22 protein-coding genes are annotated in these 19,702 nt (G+C 63.5%); 14 read left to right on the top strand and 8 right to left on the bottom strand.

Translation table 11 applies throughout. The features are described from left to right. Positions 1-20: 20 nt before the first annotated feature. From Q8R81_RS11000 to flgB, 3 genes are read right to left on the bottom strand one after another with little or no spacing between them, the layout of a single operon-like run. Positions 21-365 (bottom strand): flagellar hook assembly protein FlgD, encoded by a 345-nt coding sequence (locus Q8R81_RS11000; RefSeq protein ID WP_305617755.1) that lies wholly within the window; start codon positions 363-365, stop codon positions 21-23. Continuing rightward, positions 365-775: a flagellar basal body rod protein FlgC gene (flgC, locus tag Q8R81_RS10995; protein WP_305617753.1), complete on the bottom strand. Its 411-nt coding sequence runs from the start codon at positions 773-775 to the stop codon at positions 365-367. Before flgC ends, Q8R81_RS11000 begins: the two co-directional genes overlap by 1 nt. A 3-nt stretch (positions 776-778) precedes the next feature. Further along, a complete protein-coding gene (flgB, locus tag Q8R81_RS10990) occupies positions 779-1,126 on the bottom strand; it encodes a flagellar basal body rod protein FlgB (RefSeq protein ID WP_305617750.1) in 348 nt (115 codons plus the stop codon). A gap of 196 nt (positions 1,127-1,322) precedes the next feature. Here flgB and Q8R81_RS10985 point away from each other — a divergent pair, with 196 nt between their 5' ends. From Q8R81_RS10985 to Q8R81_RS10945, 9 genes are all read left to right on the top strand, one after another. Beyond that, the gene (locus tag Q8R81_RS10985) at positions 1,323-2,015 is read left to right on the top strand and encodes a MotA/TolQ/ExbB proton channel family protein (protein WP_305617748.1); all 693 of its coding nucleotides are present in this window, start codon (positions 1,323-1,325) and stop codon (positions 2,013-2,015) included. After that, positions 2,015-2,455, top strand: a complete 441-nt coding sequence (locus Q8R81_RS10980; RefSeq protein WP_305617746.1) for a hypothetical protein — start codon at positions 2,015-2,017, stop codon at positions 2,453-2,455. Before Q8R81_RS10985 ends, Q8R81_RS10980 begins: the two co-directional genes overlap by 1 nt. Positions 2,456-2,496: 41 nt before the next feature. Beyond that, the gene (locus Q8R81_RS10975; RefSeq protein WP_305617744.1) at positions 2,497-3,000 is read left to right on the top strand and encodes a flagella basal body P-ring formation protein FlgA; all 504 of its coding nucleotides are present in this window, start codon (positions 2,497-2,499) and stop codon (positions 2,998-3,000) included. Between the two features lie 111 nt (positions 3,001-3,111). After that, positions 3,112-3,408, top strand: coding sequence for a flagellar biosynthesis anti-sigma factor FlgM (gene flgM / locus Q8R81_RS10970; protein ID WP_305617742.1), 297 nt, complete (start codon positions 3,112-3,114; stop codon positions 3,406-3,408). Beyond that, positions 3,408-3,755 (top strand): flagellar protein FlgN, encoded by a 348-nt coding sequence (locus tag Q8R81_RS10965; protein WP_305617741.1) that lies wholly within the window; start codon positions 3,408-3,410, stop codon positions 3,753-3,755. The genes flgM and Q8R81_RS10965 overlap by 1 nt, the downstream gene beginning before the upstream one ends. Before the next feature lie 236 nt (positions 3,756-3,991). After that, positions 3,992-4,885 carry a lytic transglycosylase domain-containing protein gene (locus Q8R81_RS10960; RefSeq protein ID WP_305617739.1) on the top strand — a complete coding sequence of 298 codons (894 nt, stop codon included), beginning with the start codon at positions 3,992-3,994 and terminating at the stop codon, positions 4,883-4,885. A gap of 3 nt (positions 4,886-4,888) precedes the next feature. After that, a complete protein-coding gene (locus Q8R81_RS10955; protein ID WP_305617737.1) occupies positions 4,889-6,994 on the top strand; it encodes a flagellar biosynthesis protein FlhA in 2,106 nt (701 codons plus the stop codon). Beyond that, positions 6,991-7,725, top strand: coding sequence for a sigma-70 family RNA polymerase sigma factor (locus Q8R81_RS10950; RefSeq protein WP_305617735.1), 735 nt, complete (start codon positions 6,991-6,993; stop codon positions 7,723-7,725). The genes Q8R81_RS10955 and Q8R81_RS10950 overlap by 4 nt, the downstream gene beginning before the upstream one ends. 78 nt (positions 7,726-7,803) lie before the next feature. Further along, entirely contained in the window at positions 7,804-8,598 is a 795-nt protein-coding gene (locus Q8R81_RS10945) for an SDR family oxidoreductase (protein ID WP_305617733.1), read from the top strand. A 118-nt stretch (positions 8,599-8,716) separates the two neighbouring features. Here the strand turns inward: Q8R81_RS10945 and Q8R81_RS10940 are convergent, their stop codons facing one another. From Q8R81_RS10940 to Q8R81_RS10930, 3 genes are all read right to left on the bottom strand, one after another. Beyond that, positions 8,717-9,412 carry a L,D-transpeptidase family protein gene (locus Q8R81_RS10940; protein ID WP_305617731.1) on the bottom strand — a complete coding sequence of 232 codons (696 nt, stop codon included), beginning with the start codon at positions 9,410-9,412 and terminating at the stop codon, positions 8,717-8,719. Between the two features lie 113 nt (positions 9,413-9,525). Then, positions 9,526-10,773, bottom strand: a complete 1,248-nt coding sequence (locus tag Q8R81_RS10935; protein WP_305617729.1) for a DUF418 domain-containing protein — start codon at positions 10,771-10,773, stop codon at positions 9,526-9,528. Between the two features lie 4 nt (positions 10,774-10,777). Continuing rightward, complete coding sequence (locus Q8R81_RS10930; RefSeq protein ID WP_305617727.1) at positions 10,778-11,842, bottom strand: SPOR domain-containing protein; 1,065 nt, start codon at positions 11,840-11,842, stop codon at positions 10,778-10,780. A 346-nt stretch (positions 11,843-12,188) separates the two neighbouring features. Here Q8R81_RS10930 and Q8R81_RS10925 point away from each other — a divergent pair, with 346 nt between their 5' ends. Genes Q8R81_RS10925 through Q8R81_RS10915 form a run of 3 tightly spaced genes read left to right on the top strand, consistent with a single transcriptional unit; the run spans position 12,189 to position 14,841 of the window. Continuing rightward, positions 12,189-12,914 (top strand): ParA family protein, encoded by a 726-nt coding sequence (locus Q8R81_RS10925; protein WP_305617940.1) that lies wholly within the window; start codon positions 12,189-12,191, stop codon positions 12,912-12,914. A gap of 32 nt (positions 12,915-12,946) precedes the next feature. Beyond that, positions 12,947-13,465: a hypothetical protein gene (locus tag Q8R81_RS10920; protein WP_305617725.1), complete on the top strand. Its 519-nt coding sequence runs from the start codon at positions 12,947-12,949 to the stop codon at positions 13,463-13,465. A 23-nt stretch (positions 13,466-13,488) separates the two neighbouring features. Next, positions 13,489-14,841 carry a tetratricopeptide repeat protein gene (locus tag Q8R81_RS10915; protein WP_305617723.1) on the top strand — a complete coding sequence of 451 codons (1,353 nt, stop codon included), beginning with the start codon at positions 13,489-13,491 and terminating at the stop codon, positions 14,839-14,841. Positions 14,842-14,921: 80 nt separating this feature from the next. Here the strand turns inward: Q8R81_RS10915 and Q8R81_RS10910 are convergent, their stop codons facing one another. Further along, the gene (locus tag Q8R81_RS10910) at positions 14,922-16,151 is read right to left on the bottom strand and encodes a dihydroorotase family protein (protein WP_305617721.1); all 1,230 of its coding nucleotides are present in this window, start codon (positions 16,149-16,151) and stop codon (positions 14,922-14,924) included. Then, on the bottom strand, positions 16,148-17,173 hold the full coding sequence (locus Q8R81_RS10905; RefSeq protein ID WP_305617719.1) for an aspartate carbamoyltransferase catalytic subunit: 1,026 nt from the start codon (positions 17,171-17,173) through the stop codon (positions 16,148-16,150). Before Q8R81_RS10905 ends, Q8R81_RS10910 begins: the two co-directional genes overlap by 4 nt. Before the next feature lie 87 nt (positions 17,174-17,260). Here Q8R81_RS10905 and sppA point away from each other — a divergent pair, with 87 nt between their 5' ends. Together sppA and Q8R81_RS10895 are read left to right on the top strand one after the other, a co-directional pair. Then, positions 17,261-19,135, top strand: coding sequence for a signal peptide peptidase SppA (gene sppA / locus Q8R81_RS10900; protein ID WP_305617717.1), 1,875 nt, complete (start codon positions 17,261-17,263; stop codon positions 19,133-19,135). A 123-nt stretch (positions 19,136-19,258) separates the two neighbouring features. After that, positions 19,259-19,612, top strand: a complete 354-nt coding sequence (locus Q8R81_RS10895) for a hypothetical protein (protein WP_305617715.1) — start codon at positions 19,259-19,261, stop codon at positions 19,610-19,612. Positions 19,613-19,702 lie beyond the last annotated feature (90 nt).

The raw sequence follows: 19,702 nt of genomic DNA, 5'->3' as shown, positions 1-19,702 counted from the left end.
GGGGTCTCCTGCTGGGATGATCAGGCGGTGGTTGTGGTGGAAGAAGACTGCTGCGCGAGCAGCTGCGCGACGGTGCTGTTGAGCGTGTCGAGCTTGGTCGCGATGGTCGAAAGCGTTTCGGACTGCTCGGCATTGCCGCTGACCGAATCCTTGATGTCGTTGAGGTTCGACAGCGAGGAGAACTGCGCCAGCTGCGCGAGCATCTGGGAGTTGTCGACCGGGTCGGTCGGATCCTGATTCTGCAGCTGCGTGGTGAGCAGTTTGACGAAATCCTCGGCCCCCATCCCGCCCCAGCCTTGGCCGGCCTTGGAGGATGTGGTGGCGCCGTTGACGCCAGTGGTGGAGGTGACAGAAGCGATCGACATTATTTCATCCTCATCGTTTCAAGCATCAGCTGCTTGGCGGTCTGCATGGCCTCGACCACGTTCTGGTACTGGCGGCTGCTTTCGAGCATCTCGACCATCTCGGCGTTTTCATCGACCGGGGCGGTCCAGACATCGCCGTTCTCGTCGGCCAGCGGGTGGCCGGGATCGTGCTGGCGGATCGGCGTGGCGTCTGATCGGATCACGCCGTTGACGCGCACGGTGGACAGGCCGTTGGCCTGATCGAGCTGTTCGGAAAAGACCGCGCGCAAGGGGCGGTACGCTTCGGCTTCGGTGCTGGTGACCGTACCTGCGTTGGCAAGGTTCGAGGCTGCGGCGTTCATCCGCACCAGCTGGGCCGACATGGCGCGACCGGTGACCTGGAACAGGGTGAGGGGGCTGTTGGCGGGCATGGCTTATTCTCCCGTGATGGCGCGGGTGATCGTTTCGACCCGGCCCTTGAGGAAGCTGAGCGTGGCGGAATAGCCGACGGCGTTTTCGGCAAAGGCGGTCTGCTCGGTCGCCATCTCAACCGTATTGCCATCGAGGCTGGGCATCACCGGCACGCGGTAGCGGGTTGCGCCCTCCATCGCCTTGTCAACACTCGCACCCGAAGTGCGGGCCTTGAGCGCGGCAGCGAAGTCTATGTCCTTGGCCTTGTATCCGGGCGTAGCGGCGTTCGCGATGTTGGACGTGAGCAGGCCCATGCGCTGCGAACGCAGTTCCAGCGCAGTGCCGTGGATGCCGAACAGGGTCTCGCTCATACGTGGTGCCTTCATTGGCTGACGGATTGCTGCCGGTGTTTCAGCAAGGCTCGTGCCAAATGCCGGAATGCGGGGCTTTGGGCGGAGGCTGGACGGGGAAGCGGCAAAGGCTTGCCGGAGGGCGGCAAATTGCAGGCGAAGGGGTGAATTTTTGCCGCGCGCTGCCGTCCTGTGGGTTTGAGGAGCTTCGCTGCGCATGGCATTTCACGCATTGATCGACGGCCTGTCCGCCACCATTGTGCTGGGCGGAACGGGGCTGGCCACCGTCTTGCGGTCTGGCCCGCAGGAGCTGGCACTGACGGCGCGGGCGCTGCTGGGCCTGTTTGCCCGGCGCTTTTCGGCAGAGCGAGCCAAGGCGGATCTGGCCGGGCAGGTTACGGCTATCCGTCGTGACGGTGTGCTGCGCGTCAATCCCCGCGCCATTGGCGACCGTGAATTTGACGAGGCGAACGATGCGATGATCCGCACCCGCTCACTCGATCCAGTGGTCGAGCGGCACCATGCGCATCGCCGCAGCCGCTTGGCCCAATCGAACACTGCCGTGCGCACGCTGGCGCAGGCGGCGGAACTGGGACCGGTGTTCGGGATGGTGGGTACGCTGGTTTCGCTCAGCAGCCTGCCGAGCGATGGGCTTGATCCTGCCGCGCTCAATGGGGCGATTTCGATGGCGGTGGTGACTACGCTTTACGGGTTGTTGCTGGCCAATCTTGTGCTGGCCCCGCTGGCGCGCATGGTCGAGCGGCAGGCGCAGGCCGAAGAACAGGCGCGGCAGGATGTGATCGACTGGCTGACGCGCCAGTTGGAACCCGCGATGCCGCAAGCCGTGCAGAACGGCGCGGGGCGCGGATTACGCCATGTCGAGGCCGTGCGCGAAAGGCAGCCCGCATGATGATCCGGGCCGGGACCGGCTGGCAATATGCGCTGGCCGATCTTTCGCTGATCCTGTTTCTGGCGACGGCCTCCGCACTGGCAATGGCAGGCAAGGCCGACAAGCCGGCACCGCCCCCACCGCCGTTGCCTCCCATTGCCGCTGCGCTGGAAAGCGAGCCGGTGGCCGTGTGGAGTGCGGGGGCAGGTGCACCGCCCTTGGCCAATTGGCTTGGCCAAGTCGGCAGCGACCCCCGGCTCGAAGTGCGCGTCGTGGTCCGTTATGCCAACGGAGGGCGCGATGCCGCCGTGGCGCAAGCGTTGCAGATGGCCGAGGCTGGCGGTGCCCGCGCAGGGCAGGCGCGCATCCTTGTCGAACCGGGCGAGCGGGCGGGGGCGAGCGTTTCGCTTTACTACGCCAGCGAGCTTGCGGCGCAGGGACCAGCGTCCTTGGCACGATGATTGCTGTGTTCAGGGCAACACAACGATCCGGATGAACCCAGATGCGCATTCCTGCTCCTACATTTGTCCTTTGCGCGCTGGCCGCAACGCCCGCGCTGGCGCAGCCGCCGGGCTTCCATGATCTGACCACCATCGACGCTGCCGTGGCAGCCTTTACCGGGACAGGCGCAGGCCAGCCCGGTGGTGCCGTGATGCCGGTGGACCGGCGGTTGCGACTTGCGCCGTGCTATTCGCCATTGGTCGCATCGTGGCATGGAATGCGTCAGGACAATGTGATGGTGCGCTGCCCCGATCCCGGCGGCTGGCGGCTGTTCATTGCCACATCCGGCAATGGACGGCAGGAAGCTGCCGCACCGCCTGCCGTTGCGCGCGGCGAAGCGGTGACAATCTCTGTTGCGGGTGAAGGCTTTGCCGTCTCACAATCCGGCGAGGCGATGGAGGCTGGACCCTTGGGTGGATGGATCCGCGTGCGCACCAGCGCCAAGGCCGTGCCGATCCGTGCGCGGATTGAGCGCCCCGGACTTGTGGTTGTGCCGATAGACTGAAAGGATTTGCCGGGGGCATTTTAACGAACCGGCAAAATTTTTCCGCATGATCCCTTAAAAGACCTTCATCGCGTCCGTTCTCCTGTTCATGAAACGCTAGGAGCGGACCCCATGTCACCTATTGAAATCGGTGCAATGCGCCCGGTTGGGCCGGTGCAGGTTAACACTGCACGGAATGCAAAAACGGTCGCAACGGTAGATGGCACTCCTGCCGCCGTTGCGGACAGTGGTGCTGCCGCCCAGATCGAGCGGTCGAGCGCCCTTGATGCAGGACAATCGGCCCCGGTCGATGGCGAGCGCGTCAAGGTCATCCGGCAGGCGATCGAAGCGGGCAACTACCCCGTGATCCCGACCAAGATTGCCGACGCCATGATTGCTGCCCAGATGCTGCTGAGGACTGCCCAGTAATGACCAAACATGCTGCTGCCCGCCCTGTTGAGATCCGTGACACGCTGCGGCAGATGCTTGCCGTGCTGCAACAGGAACGGCACGCGCTTGCCGGGCTGGATCTCGACATGATCATGGGCTGCGCATCGAACAAGGCAGACCTGTGCGGAACGCTGGCCGATGTCGATACCGCGCTGGTGGACGAGGAATGTCGTGGATTGCTGGATTCAGCGCGCCGTCTGAACGAGGCCAACCGCAAGGTGCGCAACCTGATTGCGGCGAACGTGTCGTCGCGGCTGGATGCGCTGACCGGCAACTCGCAGCTCTATAAGGCCAGTGCGCAAGTTCATCGCCTGCGGACCGCCTGATCTGGCGCTGCCACAGCGATCACATCGCCCGGTTACTTCAATTTTAGACCGTCATCCTGAACTTGTTTCAGGATCCATTTTGCCGATCAAACTGCCGATTCTGTCGAGAGATGGACCCTGAAACAAGTTCAGGGTGACGAACTTGGAAGAGTAGGCAGTAGCGTTTCTCGATTTGGCACGGGGCTTGCTGAAGTCCTTCCGAAGCGTCGCAGACCAGCGACCGGAAGGACAGACAAGTGAGTTCAGCCGAGATTTCCGGAACACCATTCGCCCCGGCCGCAACCAGCGGTGCCGGGGCGAATGTGCGTTCGGCGATTGCCGGGGCGGCGCAGGCCACCGGGACCGACTTTGCCTATCTGATGGCGCAGGCGAAGCTGGAATCGAGCCTCGACCCTTCGGCCAAGGCGCGCACGTCCAGCGCCAGCGGGCTGTACCAGTTCACCAGCGGCACCTGGCTGCGCACGCTTGACAAGCATGGCGCACAGCATGGCCTTGGCTGGGCGGCAGACATGATCGAGGGCGGCACGGTGCGTGATCCCGCCCAGCGCGCGCAATTGCTGGCGCTGCGCTTCGATCCGCAGATCGCATCGGTCATGGCGGGCGAGCTGGCGGGCGAGAACGGCGAATACCTGAGCGGCGTGCTGGGCCGTGCACCCGATCATGCCGAGCTTTATGTGGCGCACTTCTTTGGCGCCGAAGGAGCGGGGAAGTTTCTCTCGGCGCTGGCCAGCGACCCATCGCAGAGCGCTGCGGGTATCCTGCCTGCAGCGGCAGCTTCGAACCGCTCCACCTTCTACGGGGCCAATGGCGCACGTTCGGTGGGCGAAGTGATGGGCGTGATCCGCGCCCGCATGGCACGGGCCAGCGACAGTGTAGGCGGCGAGGATGCTTTGCAGTGGGCTGCGAGCATGGGCGTGACGCCTACTTCTGCCGCAGCACAGCAACAGTTCGCTGGCGGGCCAATCGCACGTGAGTTTCAGGGTGCGGCGGCAGCGAGCGGCAATCCTTTGCCATCCGGCAGTGGTTCAATGGCCGACACGCTCCGCCGGACTTTCGCACTGAACGAGGGCGGCTCTGCACCGGCACACGTCAAACAGGCCTATGGCCGCCTTTCGGCACTGGGGCTTTAAGCGATGTTCAAGCGCATTGCTTCTCCTGCTGCATTTGCCTTGCCCGGCGGAATTCTCACGCTGATCGTGCTGATGGTCGTGCCGATCCCGTCGATCCTGCTCGACGTGTTTTTCGTGCTCAACATCGCGCTGTCGGTGGCGATCCTGATGGCGGCGATGAATGCGGAAAAGCCGCTCGATTTCTCGTCGTTCCCTTCGGTCCTGCTGTTCGCCACGCTGCTGCGCCTTGCGCTCAACGTGGCATCGACGCGCATCGTGCTGGTCAACGGGCATGAAGGCGGCGCGGCGGCGGGCCATGTGATCGAGGCGTTTGGTGCGTTCCTGATCGGCGGCAATTTCGTGGTCGGCCTGTTCGTGTTCATGATCCTGATGATCATCAACATGGTGGTGGTCACCAAGGGCGCTGGCCGCGTTTCGGAAGTGTCCGCGCGTTTCACCCTCGATGCCTTGCCGGGCAAGCAGATGGCGATTGACGCCGATCTTGCCGCAGGGCTGCTGTCGGGCGACGAAGCCAAGGCGCGCCGCCGCGAAGTGGCGACCGAGGCCGACTTCTACGGTTCGATGGATGGTTCGTCCAAGTTCGTGAAGGGCGATGCGGTTGCCGCGTTGCTGATCCTGGGCGTGAACATCATCGCCGGCTTTTGCCTTGGCATGATTACCCACGGGTTGACCGCCACGCAGGCGGCTGAATTCTACATTACGTTGGCCATCGGCGATGCGCTGGTGGCGCAGGTGCCATCACTGCTGCTCTCGATTGCAGCGGCCACCATCGTCACCCGCGTATCCGACAGCCGCAACCTGACCGACCAGATCAGCGGGCAGTTTGCCAACCCGGCAATCTGGCTGCCGGTGGCGATCATCATGGGCGCGATCGGGGTGATCCCGGCCATGCCGCAGACGATCTTCCTGCCCGCAGCGGGCCTTGCCGGATGGCTGTGGTGGGGGCTGAAGAAGCGCGCCGACCGGCCGGTGCCGGTGGTGATCGAACCTGTGGCCGTCATCGATCCGGGCCGCATCACGCTCGACGATGTCAGCGATCATACGCTGGTCACGGTGGAAATGGGCTATGGCCTTGTCCATCTGGTGGACGAGCGGCGCGGATCGCCGCTGGTGGCGCGGATCACCGGGGTGCGCAAGCAACTCTCCCAAGGCTTCGGTTTCATCGTGCCGCAGTTCCGCGTGCGCGATTCGCTGGAGGTGGCGCCCAATACCTATCGCGTGCTGCTGGGCGGCGTGCCGATTGCGGTGGGCGATATGCGACCCGAAAAGGTGCTCGCCATCGATGCGGGCGAGGCCAATCCCGATCATGGGCTGCGCGGTGAAGCGACCCGCGATCCCAGCTTTGGCTGCCCCGCCATCTGGATCGAACCGGCGCAGCGCGATCTGGCGATTGCCGAAGGGTTCCTGACGGTCGATGCCAGCACGGTCATTGCCACGCACCTCAATCAGGTCCTGGGCGATCGGCCCTCGGCACTGCTCGGACCCGATGAGGTCAAGTCGATCCTCGAAGGGGTGAAGGACCGTTCGGCGGGGCTGATCGAGACGATCCATCCGCAGCCGATGTCGCTGGGTGCGCTCACCCGCCTGTTCCACGCGCTGCTGGATGACGGCATCTCCATCGCGCATCCGCTGCCGATCCTCTCCGCGCTCAGCCAGGCCTTGCAGCAGACCACCGATCACGAACGGCTGATCGATCTCATGCGCGCTGATCTTGGCAACATGATCGTAGGCCGCGCCTGCGGGCCGAACGACCGCCTGCCGGTGGTTACGCTGGAAGCGGGCCTCGAACAGATGATCGTTTCGGGCATGCACGATCCGGCCACCGGGCAGCCCGTGATCGAGCCGGATCTGGCGCGCGGGATTGGTGAGCGGGTGTCCGACCTGATCGCCGAACGCGGCCCCGGCGCGCCACCTATTGCGCTGATCGTGCAACCGCGCGCCCGCCGCCCGCTTGCCAGCCTGCTGCGCCTGCGCGCGCCCAATTGCCTGGTGTTGTCCATTGCCGAACTGCCGCCTTCGCAACCGATCGAGGTGATTACCGTGATCGGCGGCGAGGCCCCGCAACCCATCCATGAAGAGCAGCCGACCCTTGAGGGAATTGCCGCATGAAACACGACCACCGCGGTTTTGCAGCCGCACGTGCATATAAAAAAGACGAAACGGCAGACCGCATCCGGCGCTTCCTGCCGATGGTGAAGCGGCTGGCGTGGCACGTCCACGGATCGGGCCGCGCCGGGATCGAGCTGGAAGACCTGATCCAGGCAGGCCTTGTCGCGCTGACTGAATGTTCGCAACGGCATGACGGGCCGACCGAGGACGGCTTTGCCGCCTATGCCAAGCTGCGCGTGCGCGGGGCGATGGTCGATCTGGTTCGCCGGTCCACGCCGCTGTCCCGCTCTGCCACCGAGCGGCGAAGGGTGCTGCGGGAGAAGACATCCGTGCTGACCAACGAACTGGGCCGCCCGCCCAGCGATGCCGAACTTGCCGCTGCGGTGGGCCTGACCGAGCGCGAGCTGGCCGACCAGAAGGCGGCGGACGAGCCGCTTCGCTTCGAGGCCATCGACGATGCCTATTCGGACAGCAACGCCGCCTTTGCCGATGACCGGCCAGACAGCTTTGCGCTGCTGGCCGATGCCGAGATGCGGGAATCGGTGGTGGCCGCGATCACCGACCTGCCCGAACGGTTGCAGATGATCATTCAGCTCTACTTCGTTGAAGAACTGAACCTTGCCGAAATCGCCGAAGTGCTGGGCGTGAGCATCCCGCGCGTTCATCAGCTTAAGGCGCAGGCGCTCGATAAGCTGCGCGCCAGATTGGGTGAGGGGTACGATATTCTCTGACGCTCTTGCTATCGCTTTCTGACCGGATTAATCGCTTGATTAAACTGGCTTTGGAAGAAGCGATGTGAGGAGCATGCCATGACCCAATCTCCCTTTCGTGATGATGTTCTGGCCGGAAAGACCGCGTTTATCGCGGGTGGTACCAGCGGCATCAACCTTGGCATCGCCAAGCGCTTTGCCGAACTGGGCGCACGCGTGGCGGTGCTGGGCCGCAATCCTGAAAAGGCCGCTGCCGCTGCGGACGAGATAGGCCGCGGCGCTATCTGGCGCGCAGCCGACGTGCGTGATTATGGCGCGTTGTGCGAGGCGATGAAGTCGGTTCGGGACGAGATTGGAGCGCTGGACATTGTGATTTCTGGCGCGGCGGGGAACTTCCTTGCGCCGGTGCTGGGCATGTCGGCCAATGCCTTCAAGACCGTCGTAGACATTGACCTGCTCGGCACCTTCAACGTTTTTCGGGGTTGCCATGAACTGCTGAACCCCGGCGCATCGCTCATCGCGATCACGGCGGGACAGGCGGAACATGCGATGGCGATGCAGGCGCATGCCTGCGCGGCCAAGGCTGGGATCAACCAGCTTGTTCGCACGCTGGCCATCGAATGGGGACCGGACGTGCGCGTCAACGGCATATCTCCCGGGCCGATTGCGGACACCGAAGGGATGGCCCGCCTTGCGCCTGACGAGACAACGCGGCAGGCGCACTATGCGCGCATTCCGATGAAACGCTGGGGCACATCGTTTGAGATCGGCGAGGCAGCAGTGTTTCTGTCTACGCCTGCAGCCAGTTATGTCACCGGGGCAATTCTGGATGTCGATGGCGGCAGTTCAGTCGGCGATGCATCGCGGACGAGCACAGCCAAGGGGCTGGCCTGAGCCCTCATTTCGTCATTCCCGCGCAGGCGGGAATCCAGCAAGATGGAATGTCGTCGGTTTGCGACGGCTCTCGTTTAGGACTGGATTTCCGCCTTCGCGGAAATGACGAGGGTTTTGATCAGCTCGCGTGTTCGCCGGTCAGGATCGGGTCGCCAACGGTCATCTTGCGGCCATCGGTGATGATGACCTTGTCGCCCAGCTTGGCCTGCGCAAAGAGCTTGGCGGCGAAATCGTCCGGCACGCCGACGCAGCCGTTGGTGGCATAGCCTTTTTCCACTTTGCTGCCGTGGATCGAAACGCCATCGTTGGTCAGGCGCAGCATGTGCGGCATCGGCGCGTCATAGATGTTCGAGACGTGATCAGCGTCTTTCTGGGTGATCGGGAAGACGCCGGTCGGCGTGGGCTTTTCGCCGTAGCCTTTCAGGATGGCAGCGGCACCAATTTCGTGCCCGTCGCGGAAGACCGAGATCACGCGGGCGGTCAGGTCTACTGTCACTACCAGCGGGCCGGTGGCCGGGGCGCGGGTTTCGTCCCAGTAAAACTTGCCGAACTTGATCGGCTCGTTGATCGGCAGGATCGATTTGACGACGAAGGGGCTGTCGACCGGCTTGGGCGCTGCGACGGCGGGCGTCATTACAGCAGGATCGGCGGCGGCGGTGACCATCGGGGCGGCTTCTGCGGTGCTGTTGCCAAACAGCGTGCCGGCAATGTCCTGCCCGACGTTGAATGCGAGCAGCGAAGCGGCACCGGTGGCGAGCAGGCCCAATGGCATCCGCACCCAGCTCTTGCTCCAGAGATTTGCTTGCTTCGTCATCCTGCCTGCTCCTTTCGCCTTAAGGAATAGGCGTTAATGCAGGGCCTTGCGAGTCCCGATCCGGCCACGTCCCGCGCCGGGACGGCGGGGGGCAGGCAGGTTACCGAACAGGGTTAACGCCGGTTAGGGTGAGGCGATTTAGGGCGGGGCAGGGCCAGCCTGCGCCATAACGCTTCCAGCGGGCCTTGGCCAAAGCGGGCGAGCCACCAGCGTGGCCAGACAAGCATCGCAATCCAGCCCAGCATGACGAAGGCGGGCAGCCACTGGCGCGGCAGTTCCGGTCCCAGCCCAAGTCCCCAGCCGCTGAAGATTGCGCCCATCAGCACCGTGGTGCCGATGTAGTTTGTGAAGGCGCAGCGCCCCGCCGCAGTGAGGCACAGGCCGAAAGCTGTCGTCCGCAACCGTGGAAACAGCATCACCAGCCCTGCGGCATAGCCGATGGACATGAGCAGGTGCGGCAGCGCCATGCCGTGCTCGATTGCGGCGAACATCGCGCGCGGTGGCCATTGGTGCGCCATCAGCCATTGCACCGCCAGCAGTGTTGGTAGCAAACCAAGACCAATGCCGAACGCTGCAATCAGAGCCAGCCGCTTTTGGCTCCAACCGGAAAACATGCCCAGCCGCAGCAGCGCCATGCCGGTCATCATCAATGGCAGCGTTTCGGTGAAAGTCGAAAGCGTGGTGGTTAGCGGCTGGAGTGCCGATTGGCCGAGTTTCAGCCTGATTGCCTCGACGAACCCAGCGTTCAGTATGGCGGTGTCCTGCGTCAGGGAATCCGCGATTCGGCCCATCATCGCGGCCTGTTGCGCCACTTCGGCGGCTGGCGCGGTGCCTGCCAGCACCGCTTGTTCAGTCAGTATCCCCGGCAAATCGAGCAGCGCTTCAACCCCTTGCGAGAGCGCATAGAACGGGAGCGCGATGCCCAGCAATTGCAACGGTGAAAGCTGCCTGAACACCAGTGCGCCCAGCCCGCAGAGCGCGTAGGCAAACAGGATGTCTCCCCACCATAGCAGCGCGAAGTGCAGGTAGCCGAACAGCATGAGCCAGAGCAGGCGGCGCACCTGCGCCATGTCAGGGTCAGCATCCTGCCGCTCTGCGGCCTGGGCAAACAGCACCATGCTTGCCCCGAACAGCAGCGTGAACAGCGCGCGCATCTTGCCTTCGAACAGGACGAAGGACAGCGCAAACCACCATTCAGAACCGGGCGAAGAATGAGGAATCGTAGGGGAGAAGGTGGCCAGCGATGGTCCCCAGAACCCTGTCACATTGATCGCCAGAATGCCCAGCACGGCGACGCCGCGCAGGAAATCCAGCGCTTCTATTCGGGCTATGGGGCGGTTCGGGGGTGGGTGTTGGGCCAAGCCATCAGGGCTTTACCACCAGACAGGTAAACCCGCCAGACTTGAGCGCGGCGCAAGCTTTTTCGGCCTCTGCCTGACCGGAAAAGCCGCCCGCCAACAGACGCGTGACGCTGCCGGAGGGCAGGTCGATGCGGCTGTGCCTTGCCATTTCCGGACGCCCCTTGACCTTGTTCCATAGGCCATCGGCGTTGGTCTTGACGCCAAACGCGCCCAACTGGACCCGCCAGTTTCCTCTGGCTGCGGGCGGGGCTGGTGTCGGGGTGATCGGTGCAATCGCGATCTGGGGCTTTGGCGCAACGGGTTTTGGAACCGCAACCTGGGGCTTGGCGGCAACAGGGGCAGGCAAGCGTTTGGCCTGCGGCATCGTGACCGGGTTGGCATAGGCAGCGCCCGCCGTGACCACCGAAGGCGGCATATCGGCTCGCTCTAGTGCGCCACCCGGCACGCTGGCGCGGATCGGCGCTGTCGGGATCGACTTCACGCCAAGATCGGCGGCGGCAAACTGCTCGTTGCGCTTTGCCTGAGACTTCTGTTCCAGTTCCGAGGCCAGCGATACGCCCATCTGCCGCTGTTCAAGCGGGATCATCCCGTCCATCGTGGCAAGGCCGCGCGTGGCTTGTTCCAGCCCATTCGACGCCGCGCGGCTCATCAATGCATAGGCGCGGACCCAATCCTTGCCCACAACATCGCCGTTGAAGTGTGCAATGCCAAGGATATACATGGCGCGCGGCTCCCCCCGCTCGGCCGAGGCTTGAAGGAACGGGAGCGCGTCGGCCTTGCGGTTGTCCTGAAACAGCAGCAGGCCCAGCGTGTCTGAAGCCTTGATATGGCCCGACTGCGCGGCCTTGCGATACCATGCTTCGGCACGCTTGATATCCTGCGGCACGCCTTTGCCCAACTTGTAGGCCTGGCCCATGTTGAACTGCGCATCGGCATCGCCCTTGGCCGCAGGGCCGAGCCATTCCTTGACCGCAGTCTCATGTTCCCCGCGTGACCACGCATCCACGCCGGTCTTGACGTCGGCGCGTGCTGCGGGTGCCGCAAGCATTGCGCCGAGCACCAGACCCATTGTTGCGACCGTTGCGGCCGATTGCCTCAAATCACTCATCTTCAAAATGCCCGTGCTGAAGAAAACAGTATTGTTCACGTTGCAACCCGCACCGGTCATCGTCGAACCGTGAAGCGCGACAGATTGTGCCTGATATTGTTGCCCAATCTACACCGGATCGCTTTCCGGCAAGTATAGTCAACAAGGCGTTAGCGAAGTCTTAGCGTGACTTCACGGTATCGTCTTCATCTTTCCTTGCGGTCATGCGGTGCAGGGCGATCATCGATAATCCGCCGTGTTAACCAAAATTTCAACCCGATCTGCGAATCCTCTGGCCAAGAGTTTTTGATTTTCAGGGGATTTGGCTTTGCGCGTACTGGCATTGGCATCGCAGAAGGGCGGTTCAGGCAAGACCACCTTGTCCGGGCACCTCGCCGTTCAGGCCCAGCGGGCAGGGGCAGGTCCGGTGGTTCTGATCGACATTGATCCGCAAGGCTCGCTGTCGGACTGGTGGAACGAGCGTGAGGCCGAGTTTCCGGCCTTTGCCCAGACCACCGTTGCGCGGCTGGCCAGCGATCTTGCGATTCTGCGGCAGCAGGGCTTCAAGCTTGCGGTGATCGACACGCCGCCTGCAATTACGATGGCGATTCAGTCGGTTATCTCGGTCGCCGAACTGATTGTCGTGCCTACCCGGCCCAGCCCGCACGATCTGCGCGCTGTCGGGGCCACGGTCGATCTGTGTGATCGCGCCGGAAAACCGCTGATCTTTGTGGTCAATGCCGCCACGCCCAAGGCGCGGATCACGGCTGAGGCTGCCGTTGCGCTTTCGCAGCACGGCACCGTCGCGCCGGTCACGCTGCACCACCGCACAGATTTTGCCGCATCGATGATTGATGGCCGTACGGTGATGGAAGTCGATCCGAAGGGGAAATCCGCTGCCGAAGTGACATCGCTGTGGACCTACATTTCGGAACGACTCGAAAAGAACTTCCGTCGCACCGTCTTTGCCGTGCCGCAGCAGGCCGCCGTGATGCCGATGGCGGGCGCGCAGCGTCCGATGGGCGGCTTCGGTCGCCGCGTCGTCGGCTCGTGAGGGGGTCGGCTCGTGAGAAGGAGGCGCCGGTTATGAGCGCAGTCAAACCACTAGCATCGCTTTCGTCCAGCCTGCTTGCCCGCAAAGGCGCGGCCAAGCCCGCTATGCGCCCGCAGTTCGTGCTGGACAACGACGATCAGCCGCAGCTTGTCGTCGGCAACGGTCAGGCCATTCCGGCGCTGACGCGCGCCGAAGCCGATCTCAACGATCTGGGCTGGAACGATCTGGGCGAATCCGAAGCGCCTCAGGCTGAAAAGCCGGTTGTTGTTCAGCAGCAAGAAGCTTTGGCCCAAGCCGTGGCGCCTTACGAACTGGAACCAGCGCCCCGCCGCCGCATAAAAGGCGGCAAGGAAGTGCGCTCTGCATTGCAGGAAGGTCGAAAGGCCGCCTTTACCCTGCGTCTCGACACCTACCGTCACTTGCGCCTGCGTCTTGCCTCCACGCTTGCCGACCGCAGCGCGCAGGCAGTCGTGACCGAGGCACTTGATCGCTACCTCGCAGAATTGCCCGAAGTCGAAGCTCTCGCCCGCCGCGCGGTTGGCCAGAACTGAGCCTTTCGAAGGAACCTTTGAGAATGAGCATCCGCCTTTTCGCTTTCGCCCCAGACCGTACTACGCGGCTGATAGTGTCCACTGCGCTTGCCGCAGGCTTGCTCACCGGCTGCGGATCGGCTGGTGGAAAGCCCGATAAGCTTGCGTCATCAGCGCATTCAGCGATGGTGAAGGGTGATTCCGAAGCAGCCATCGGCAATGCTGAAAAGGCTGTTCTGGCCGATCCCCGCAACCCGGCTTACCGCGTGCTGCTCGGCAATTCCTACCTCAAGGCTGGACGCTTTGAATCGGCGCGGCAGGCCTATGACGATGCGATGGAACTGGGTGAAGACAGCAGCCGCACGGCGCTGAGCCTCGCGCTCGCTGATCTCGCGCTTGGTCTCAATTCAGAAGCGATTGATACGCTCAACTCTTACCGCGATACGGTTGCTGCATCGGACTATGGTCTGGCGCTGGCACTGGCAGGGCAGCCCGCACAGGGGGTTGCCGTGCTGAGCGAGACGCTGCGCGGTGGCGACAATACCCCGAAGGTGCGCCAGAACCTCGCGCTGGCCTATGCGCTGAGCGGTCGGTGGCGTGAAGCCCGCGCGATGGCTGCGCAGGATGTGCCGGCTGACCAGCTTGGTGATCGCATGGAGCAGTGGGCGCTGATGGGCTATTCGGACAACAGCCGTGGCCGCGTTGCCAGCTTGCTGGATGTGCCGGTGCGTGCCGACAAGGGCCAGCCCACCGCGCTTGCACTGGCGAATTTCCCCGCCACGCAGCAGCTGGCAGCAGAAGCTGCGACCCGTGCCGAGCCTGCCGCCATTGCCGCAGCCCCAGCGCTTGCCGAAGCTGCCGTGTATGAACTTCCGGCGATCAGTGAACACGGTTCACATGCGCCTGCACTGGCCGATTCGTCGTCGCAATCAAAGCCGGTGCAACTTGCGCTGATCGATCTTCCACCTTCGCAGCCTTCGCCGGCAAACACGGCCCAGTTTGAAGCGCGGCCGTTCGTTCAGTCCGTCCCGCGTAAAGCTGCGCCACGCCGCGTGGCTGCACCTGCACCTGCTCCTGCGGCAAAACCGTTGGTCGCGGCCAAGGGTGGCACCCATCTCGTCCAGCTCGGCTCATTCGCCACAGCTGAAGGCGCGCGCCGTGCATGGCGTCACTACAGCTCGCGCAATCCCGGCCTGAAGGGCTTTTCCAACGTGACCACGCAGGTCACCGTGAATGGCAAGCAATACTGGCGTGTGCAGGCGGCGGGCTTTGGCGGTCAGGCATCGGCCAGTTCGATGTGCGGCTCGGTCAAGGCACGCGGCGGCACTTGCCTTGTGCTGCGCGGTAATGCCCCCGGCCAGCAGCGCGCCGTTGAAACGCGCATGGCCAAGCGCTGAATACACCAACTTCGTTGAGAGCGAAGCAGGGCGCGGGACCATCCGGTTCCGCGCCCTGTGCCTTTATTGGAGCGTGCCTGTTAAGAGACCCGGTTTCCGCCCTTGAACAGTGCGGTCACCCGGCCTTCCACTGGCCGCCGGTCAAACGGGGTGTTGCCCGCTGCCGCTGCCATCTTGTCTGAATTGACGATCCACGGGCGCACCGGATCGACCACCGCGATGTCCGCCTCAGCGCCCACTTCAAGACGCCCGGCCTCGACACCCAGCAGCTTTGCCGGATTGGTCGCCAGCAGTTCGAAGGCGCGGCCCATGCCGATCACGCCATCGCGCACCAGCGTCAGCGTCAAGGGCAGGAGCGTTTCCGCGCCTGCCATGCCGGGTTCGGCATCGGCGAAGGGCAGGCGCTTGTCTTCCGGTCCGCGCGGATCGTGGCCAGAGGCGATAACGTCGATCGTGCCATCGGCAATCGCCGCGATCACCGCTTTGCGGTCTGCATCCTGACGCAGCGGCGGGGACATGCGGCAGAACGTGCGAAAGCCCACCAGTTCAAGGTCCGACAGGATGAAGTGCGCAGGCGTTACCCCCGCCGTCACCCGCACACCCCGTGCCTTGGCTGCGCGCACCAGATCAAGTGCGCGCGCTGTCGTCACCTGCCGGAAATGCACATGCGCGCCCGATAGCTCGGCCAGCGCAATGTCGCGAGCCACGGCAAGCGCTTCGGCCTCTGCTGGAGCGCTCGGAAGGCCAAGCCGTGTTGCCACATCGCCTGCTGTCGCAACCGCGCCGCCAGTAATCCCGGCATCCTCGGCGTGCGTGACCACAACCAGCCCCAGCATCGCGCAATAGCGCAGCAGCCGCAGCATCACGCCCGAATCGCCGATCCACCCGCGCCCGGTGGCCACAGCCTTCGCCCCTGCATCGCGCATCAGCGCCAGTTCGGCGAGTTCTGAACCCTCCAACCCGCGCGTGGCGGCGGCGAGCGGGTGAACCCACATGTCGGGCTTGCCCGACTGTGCGGCAAAGCGGACTCGCGCCGGATGGTCCAGCACTGGCCCCTGATCGGGCATCAGCGCGGCGCGGGTGATCCCGCCAAAGTGGAACGCGGGCTTGTCGATGGCGAAGACGCCCAGATCGACCAGTCCCGGTGCCACCAGCTTTCCGCCAGCGTCGAACACCTCGTCGCCGTCCTGCGGGGTGACATCGCCCAGCGCGACGATCCGCCCTTCCTCGCAGCGCAGTGCGCCGCTGACAGGCTCGCCCGAACCCAGCACCAGCTTGCCGCCAGTAATCGTGAGAGGCCGCGCGATCATGCTGCCGCTCCTTCTGCTTCCCAGCCCGCAACGCCGCGCGTCCTGCGCGTCAGCACTTCAAGGCAGGCCATGCGGATCGCCACGCCCATCTCCACCTGCCGCGTAATCAGGCTGCGCGTGGGATGGTCGGCCACGGTCGAATCAATCTCGATACCCCGGTTCATCGGCCCCGGATGCATCACGAAGGCATCCGGCTCGGCCTTGGCCAGCCGCTCTGGCGTAAGGCCATACAAGTGCCGGTATTCGCGCGGGGAGGGGATGAACTGCCCGGACATGCGCTCTTGCTGAAGGCGCAGCATCATCACCACGTTTGCGCCCTTCAGCGCCGCGTCGAAATCATAAAATGGCGTCACACCCATCGCCTCGACCTCTGCCGGCATCAGCGCAGGCGGCGCACAGACCCGCACATCAGCACCCAGCGCCGTCAGGCTCAGGATGTTTGATCGCGCCACGCGGCTGTGCAGGATGTCCCCGCAGATCGTCACTTTCAGCCCGTTCAGGTCCGACCCCACCGGCAATTCCAAAGCGTGCCGCATCGTCAGCGCATCCAGCAAGGCCTGGGTCGGATGCTCGTGCTGCCCGTCGCCCGCGTTCAGCACCGGACAATCCACCTTCTCGGCAATCAGCCGCACCGCGCCCGAGCTGGCATGGCGGATCACGATGGCATCGGCGCGCATGGCGTTCAATGTCATCGCCGTGTCGATCAGCGTTTCGCCCTTCTTCACGCTGCTGGTGGCGGCATGCATGTTGACCACATCCGCGCCCAGCCGCTTGCCCGCAATCTCGAAGCTCAGCAGCGTGCGCGTGGAGTTTTCGAAGAAGGCGTTGATGATCGTCAGCCCGCCCAGCAGTTCGACCTTCTTCTTGCTCTGCCGGTTCAGTTCTACCCACTGCTCCGCCTCGTCGAGCAGATAGAGGATCTCGTGGCGCGCAAGCTGGCCGATGCCGGTCAGGTCACGGTGCGGAAAGGCGAGGCCGCCCGCTGGATAGCGGCCTGCTTGGGGTGTGGTTGAGCTTTGCATTGAAACCAGTTCCCTAGAGTGCAGGTGCGTTGCGCTCAAGCGGTTTCCCGCTGGCTTTGCCGGGTCGTCCACAATAGAGTTGCACGTATGAGCTTTGCAAAATCGGTCTGGAAGATCCTCGTCGCCATCAAGGACGGTCTCGTCCTGTTGTTTCTCCTGCTGTTCTTCGCTGCGCTATATGCTGTGCTGTCGATCCGCCCGGCTCCCGGACAAGTGACGGACGGCGCGCTGTATCTGCCGCTGTCGGGCGTGGTGGTTGAAGAGGCGAGCGACATTTCGCCCACCGCGTTCCTGTCTGGCCAGACGCCCGTGGCGGAATATACCGCCCGCGATCTGTCCCGCGCCATCACCGAAGCGGCGACGGACAAGCGCATCAAGGCGGTCGTGCTCGATCTTGAAGCTTTCGGCGGCGGCGCGTCGGTCCACCTCAGCCAGGTCGGCGCGGCGATGGACAAAGTGCGCGCGGCCAAAAAGCCCGTGCTGGTCCGCTCGCTGATCTACACCGACGATGCGATGCAGCTTGCCGCCCATGCCAGCGAAGTGTGGGTCGATCCGATGGGCGGCGTGGTCGTCACCGGCCCCGGCGGGTCGCGGCTCTATTACAAGGGCCTGATCGACAAGTTGAAAGCCACGGTCCACGTGTTCAAGGTCGGCACCTACAAGAGCGCGGTCGAACCCTACATGCGCGCCGATATGTCACCCGAAGCGCGTGAGGCGATGCAGGGCGTCTATGGCGCGATCTGGCAGAACTGGCAGGACGAGGTGAAGAAGGCGCGGCCCAAGGCAGACCTTGCCCCCATGCTCACCGACCCTGAAAAGTGGGTGGCCGATAGCGGCGGCGATGCTGCACAGGCCGCGCAGAAATCCGGTTTGGTTGACCGCGTGGGGGATAGCGTGTCCTTCGGCAAGCGCGTGGCCGAACTGGTCGGCGCGGATGAGGACGCGGGCCTTGGCGGGTTCAAGTCCACCGAACTCCCCGTCTATCTGGCCGACAAGACGGCATCCTCGGCGGGCAAGGCCATTGCCGTGGTCACTGTCGCGGGCGAAATCGTCGATGGCGATGCTGGCCCCGGCAGTGCCGGAGGGGACCGCATTGCCAACCTGATCGATGGCGTAACGCAGAGCGATGATTACGCAGGGCTCGTCCTGCGCGTCGATTCGCCCGGCGGCTCGGTCCTCGCGTCCGAACGCATCCGCAACGCGGTGGAGCGGGTGAAGGCCAAGGGCCTGCCGGTTGCCGTGTCGATGGGCAGCCTTGCGGCCAGCGGGGGCTACTGGGTTTCCACCCCCGCCCAGCGCATCTTTGCAGAGCCAAGCACGATCACCGGTTCGATCGGCGTCTTCGCCGTGCTGCCCAGCTTCGAAAACGCGCTGCCGCAGATCGGCGTCACCACCGATTCGATCGGCACCACCCCGCTTTCGGGCCAGCCTGACATCCTTGGCGGCCTCAGCCCGCAAGTCTCCGCTGTGCTGCAAGGGCAGGTGGAGCGCATCTATGCGCGCTTCCTTGGTCTGGTGAGCAAATCGCGCGGCAAATCATCGGCAGAGATCGACAAGATCGCCCAAGGCCGCGTCTGGGACGGCGGCACCGCCCGCCAGCTTGGCCTCGTCGATGAATTCGGCGGTCTGGATCAGGCCGTGGCGTGGGTGGCCAAACAGGCCAAGGCCAAGGAATGGCACGCGGCCTATGTGGTCGACGAACCCAGCCCCTTCGCCCAGTTCTTCCGCCAGATGGAAAGCGGCGAGGCCCCCTCGGCGGGTTCGCACGATCTGGCAGGCGCGCTTGCGGCTCGACAGCAAGGTCTGCTGGTGAGGCTGGAGGCGGATCTGGCGCGGCTTACCACCGACGGCGGGATCAAGGCTTACTGCTTGGAATGCGCGGGTGAGGAGCGGACTGTGGTTCCAGCGCGCGGTGGGCAGGGTGGGGGCTTGCTTCGGCTTCTTGCCCTATTTGTCGGTTAGGGTTCTTGAGGCCGGAGATATGAGAATCCGGGAGATGTTTGGTGCAGTTATTAAACTACCAGCTAACCCAATCCCGCACTCTACAGACGATACGGCATTGAATATCGCACATGGAGGCCATGAATGCTAAAAACCACGGCCTTTATGCTAATGTCGATTTCGCAGTTGGGGGTGGCTCCATTTATACTGCGCGGAAGCGAGGCCAAAATTGCCGATAATAGACTTGAACTCAAAGCTTGCGGTATAGATAAAGCAAAATTTGCAAGATATTATTGGTATGACGCTATCGCGGAAGAGCGTGGATATGTTGTAAACACGAACCGTGTACAATTTGCGATATTTGACGAAATTCCACGCGGTGTTTATGCAGTCACAAATAACCCATTTGTTGAAAACCCTGATCTAAGAATAGTTGCATTTGGATCATACGATATATTGCGTGATGATTTTTCGGTTCGGTGTGTTTCTAACAGCTAGCGCTGCTTCGGTTCACGGTAGCAATTTACTCAATCTCTAATTGGTGCGTTGGGGCTAGCAACGGGCCCTTTCCGCTTTCCATCTTCAGGG

Origin of the sequence: Novosphingobium sp., assembly GCF_030696665.1 — a bacterium.
Classification (GTDB): domain Bacteria; phylum Pseudomonadota; class Alphaproteobacteria; order Sphingomonadales; family Sphingomonadaceae; genus Novosphingobium.
The sequence above is the reverse complement of the archived record's forward strand: the minus strand, read 5'-3'. Positions and strand labels throughout refer to the sequence as shown.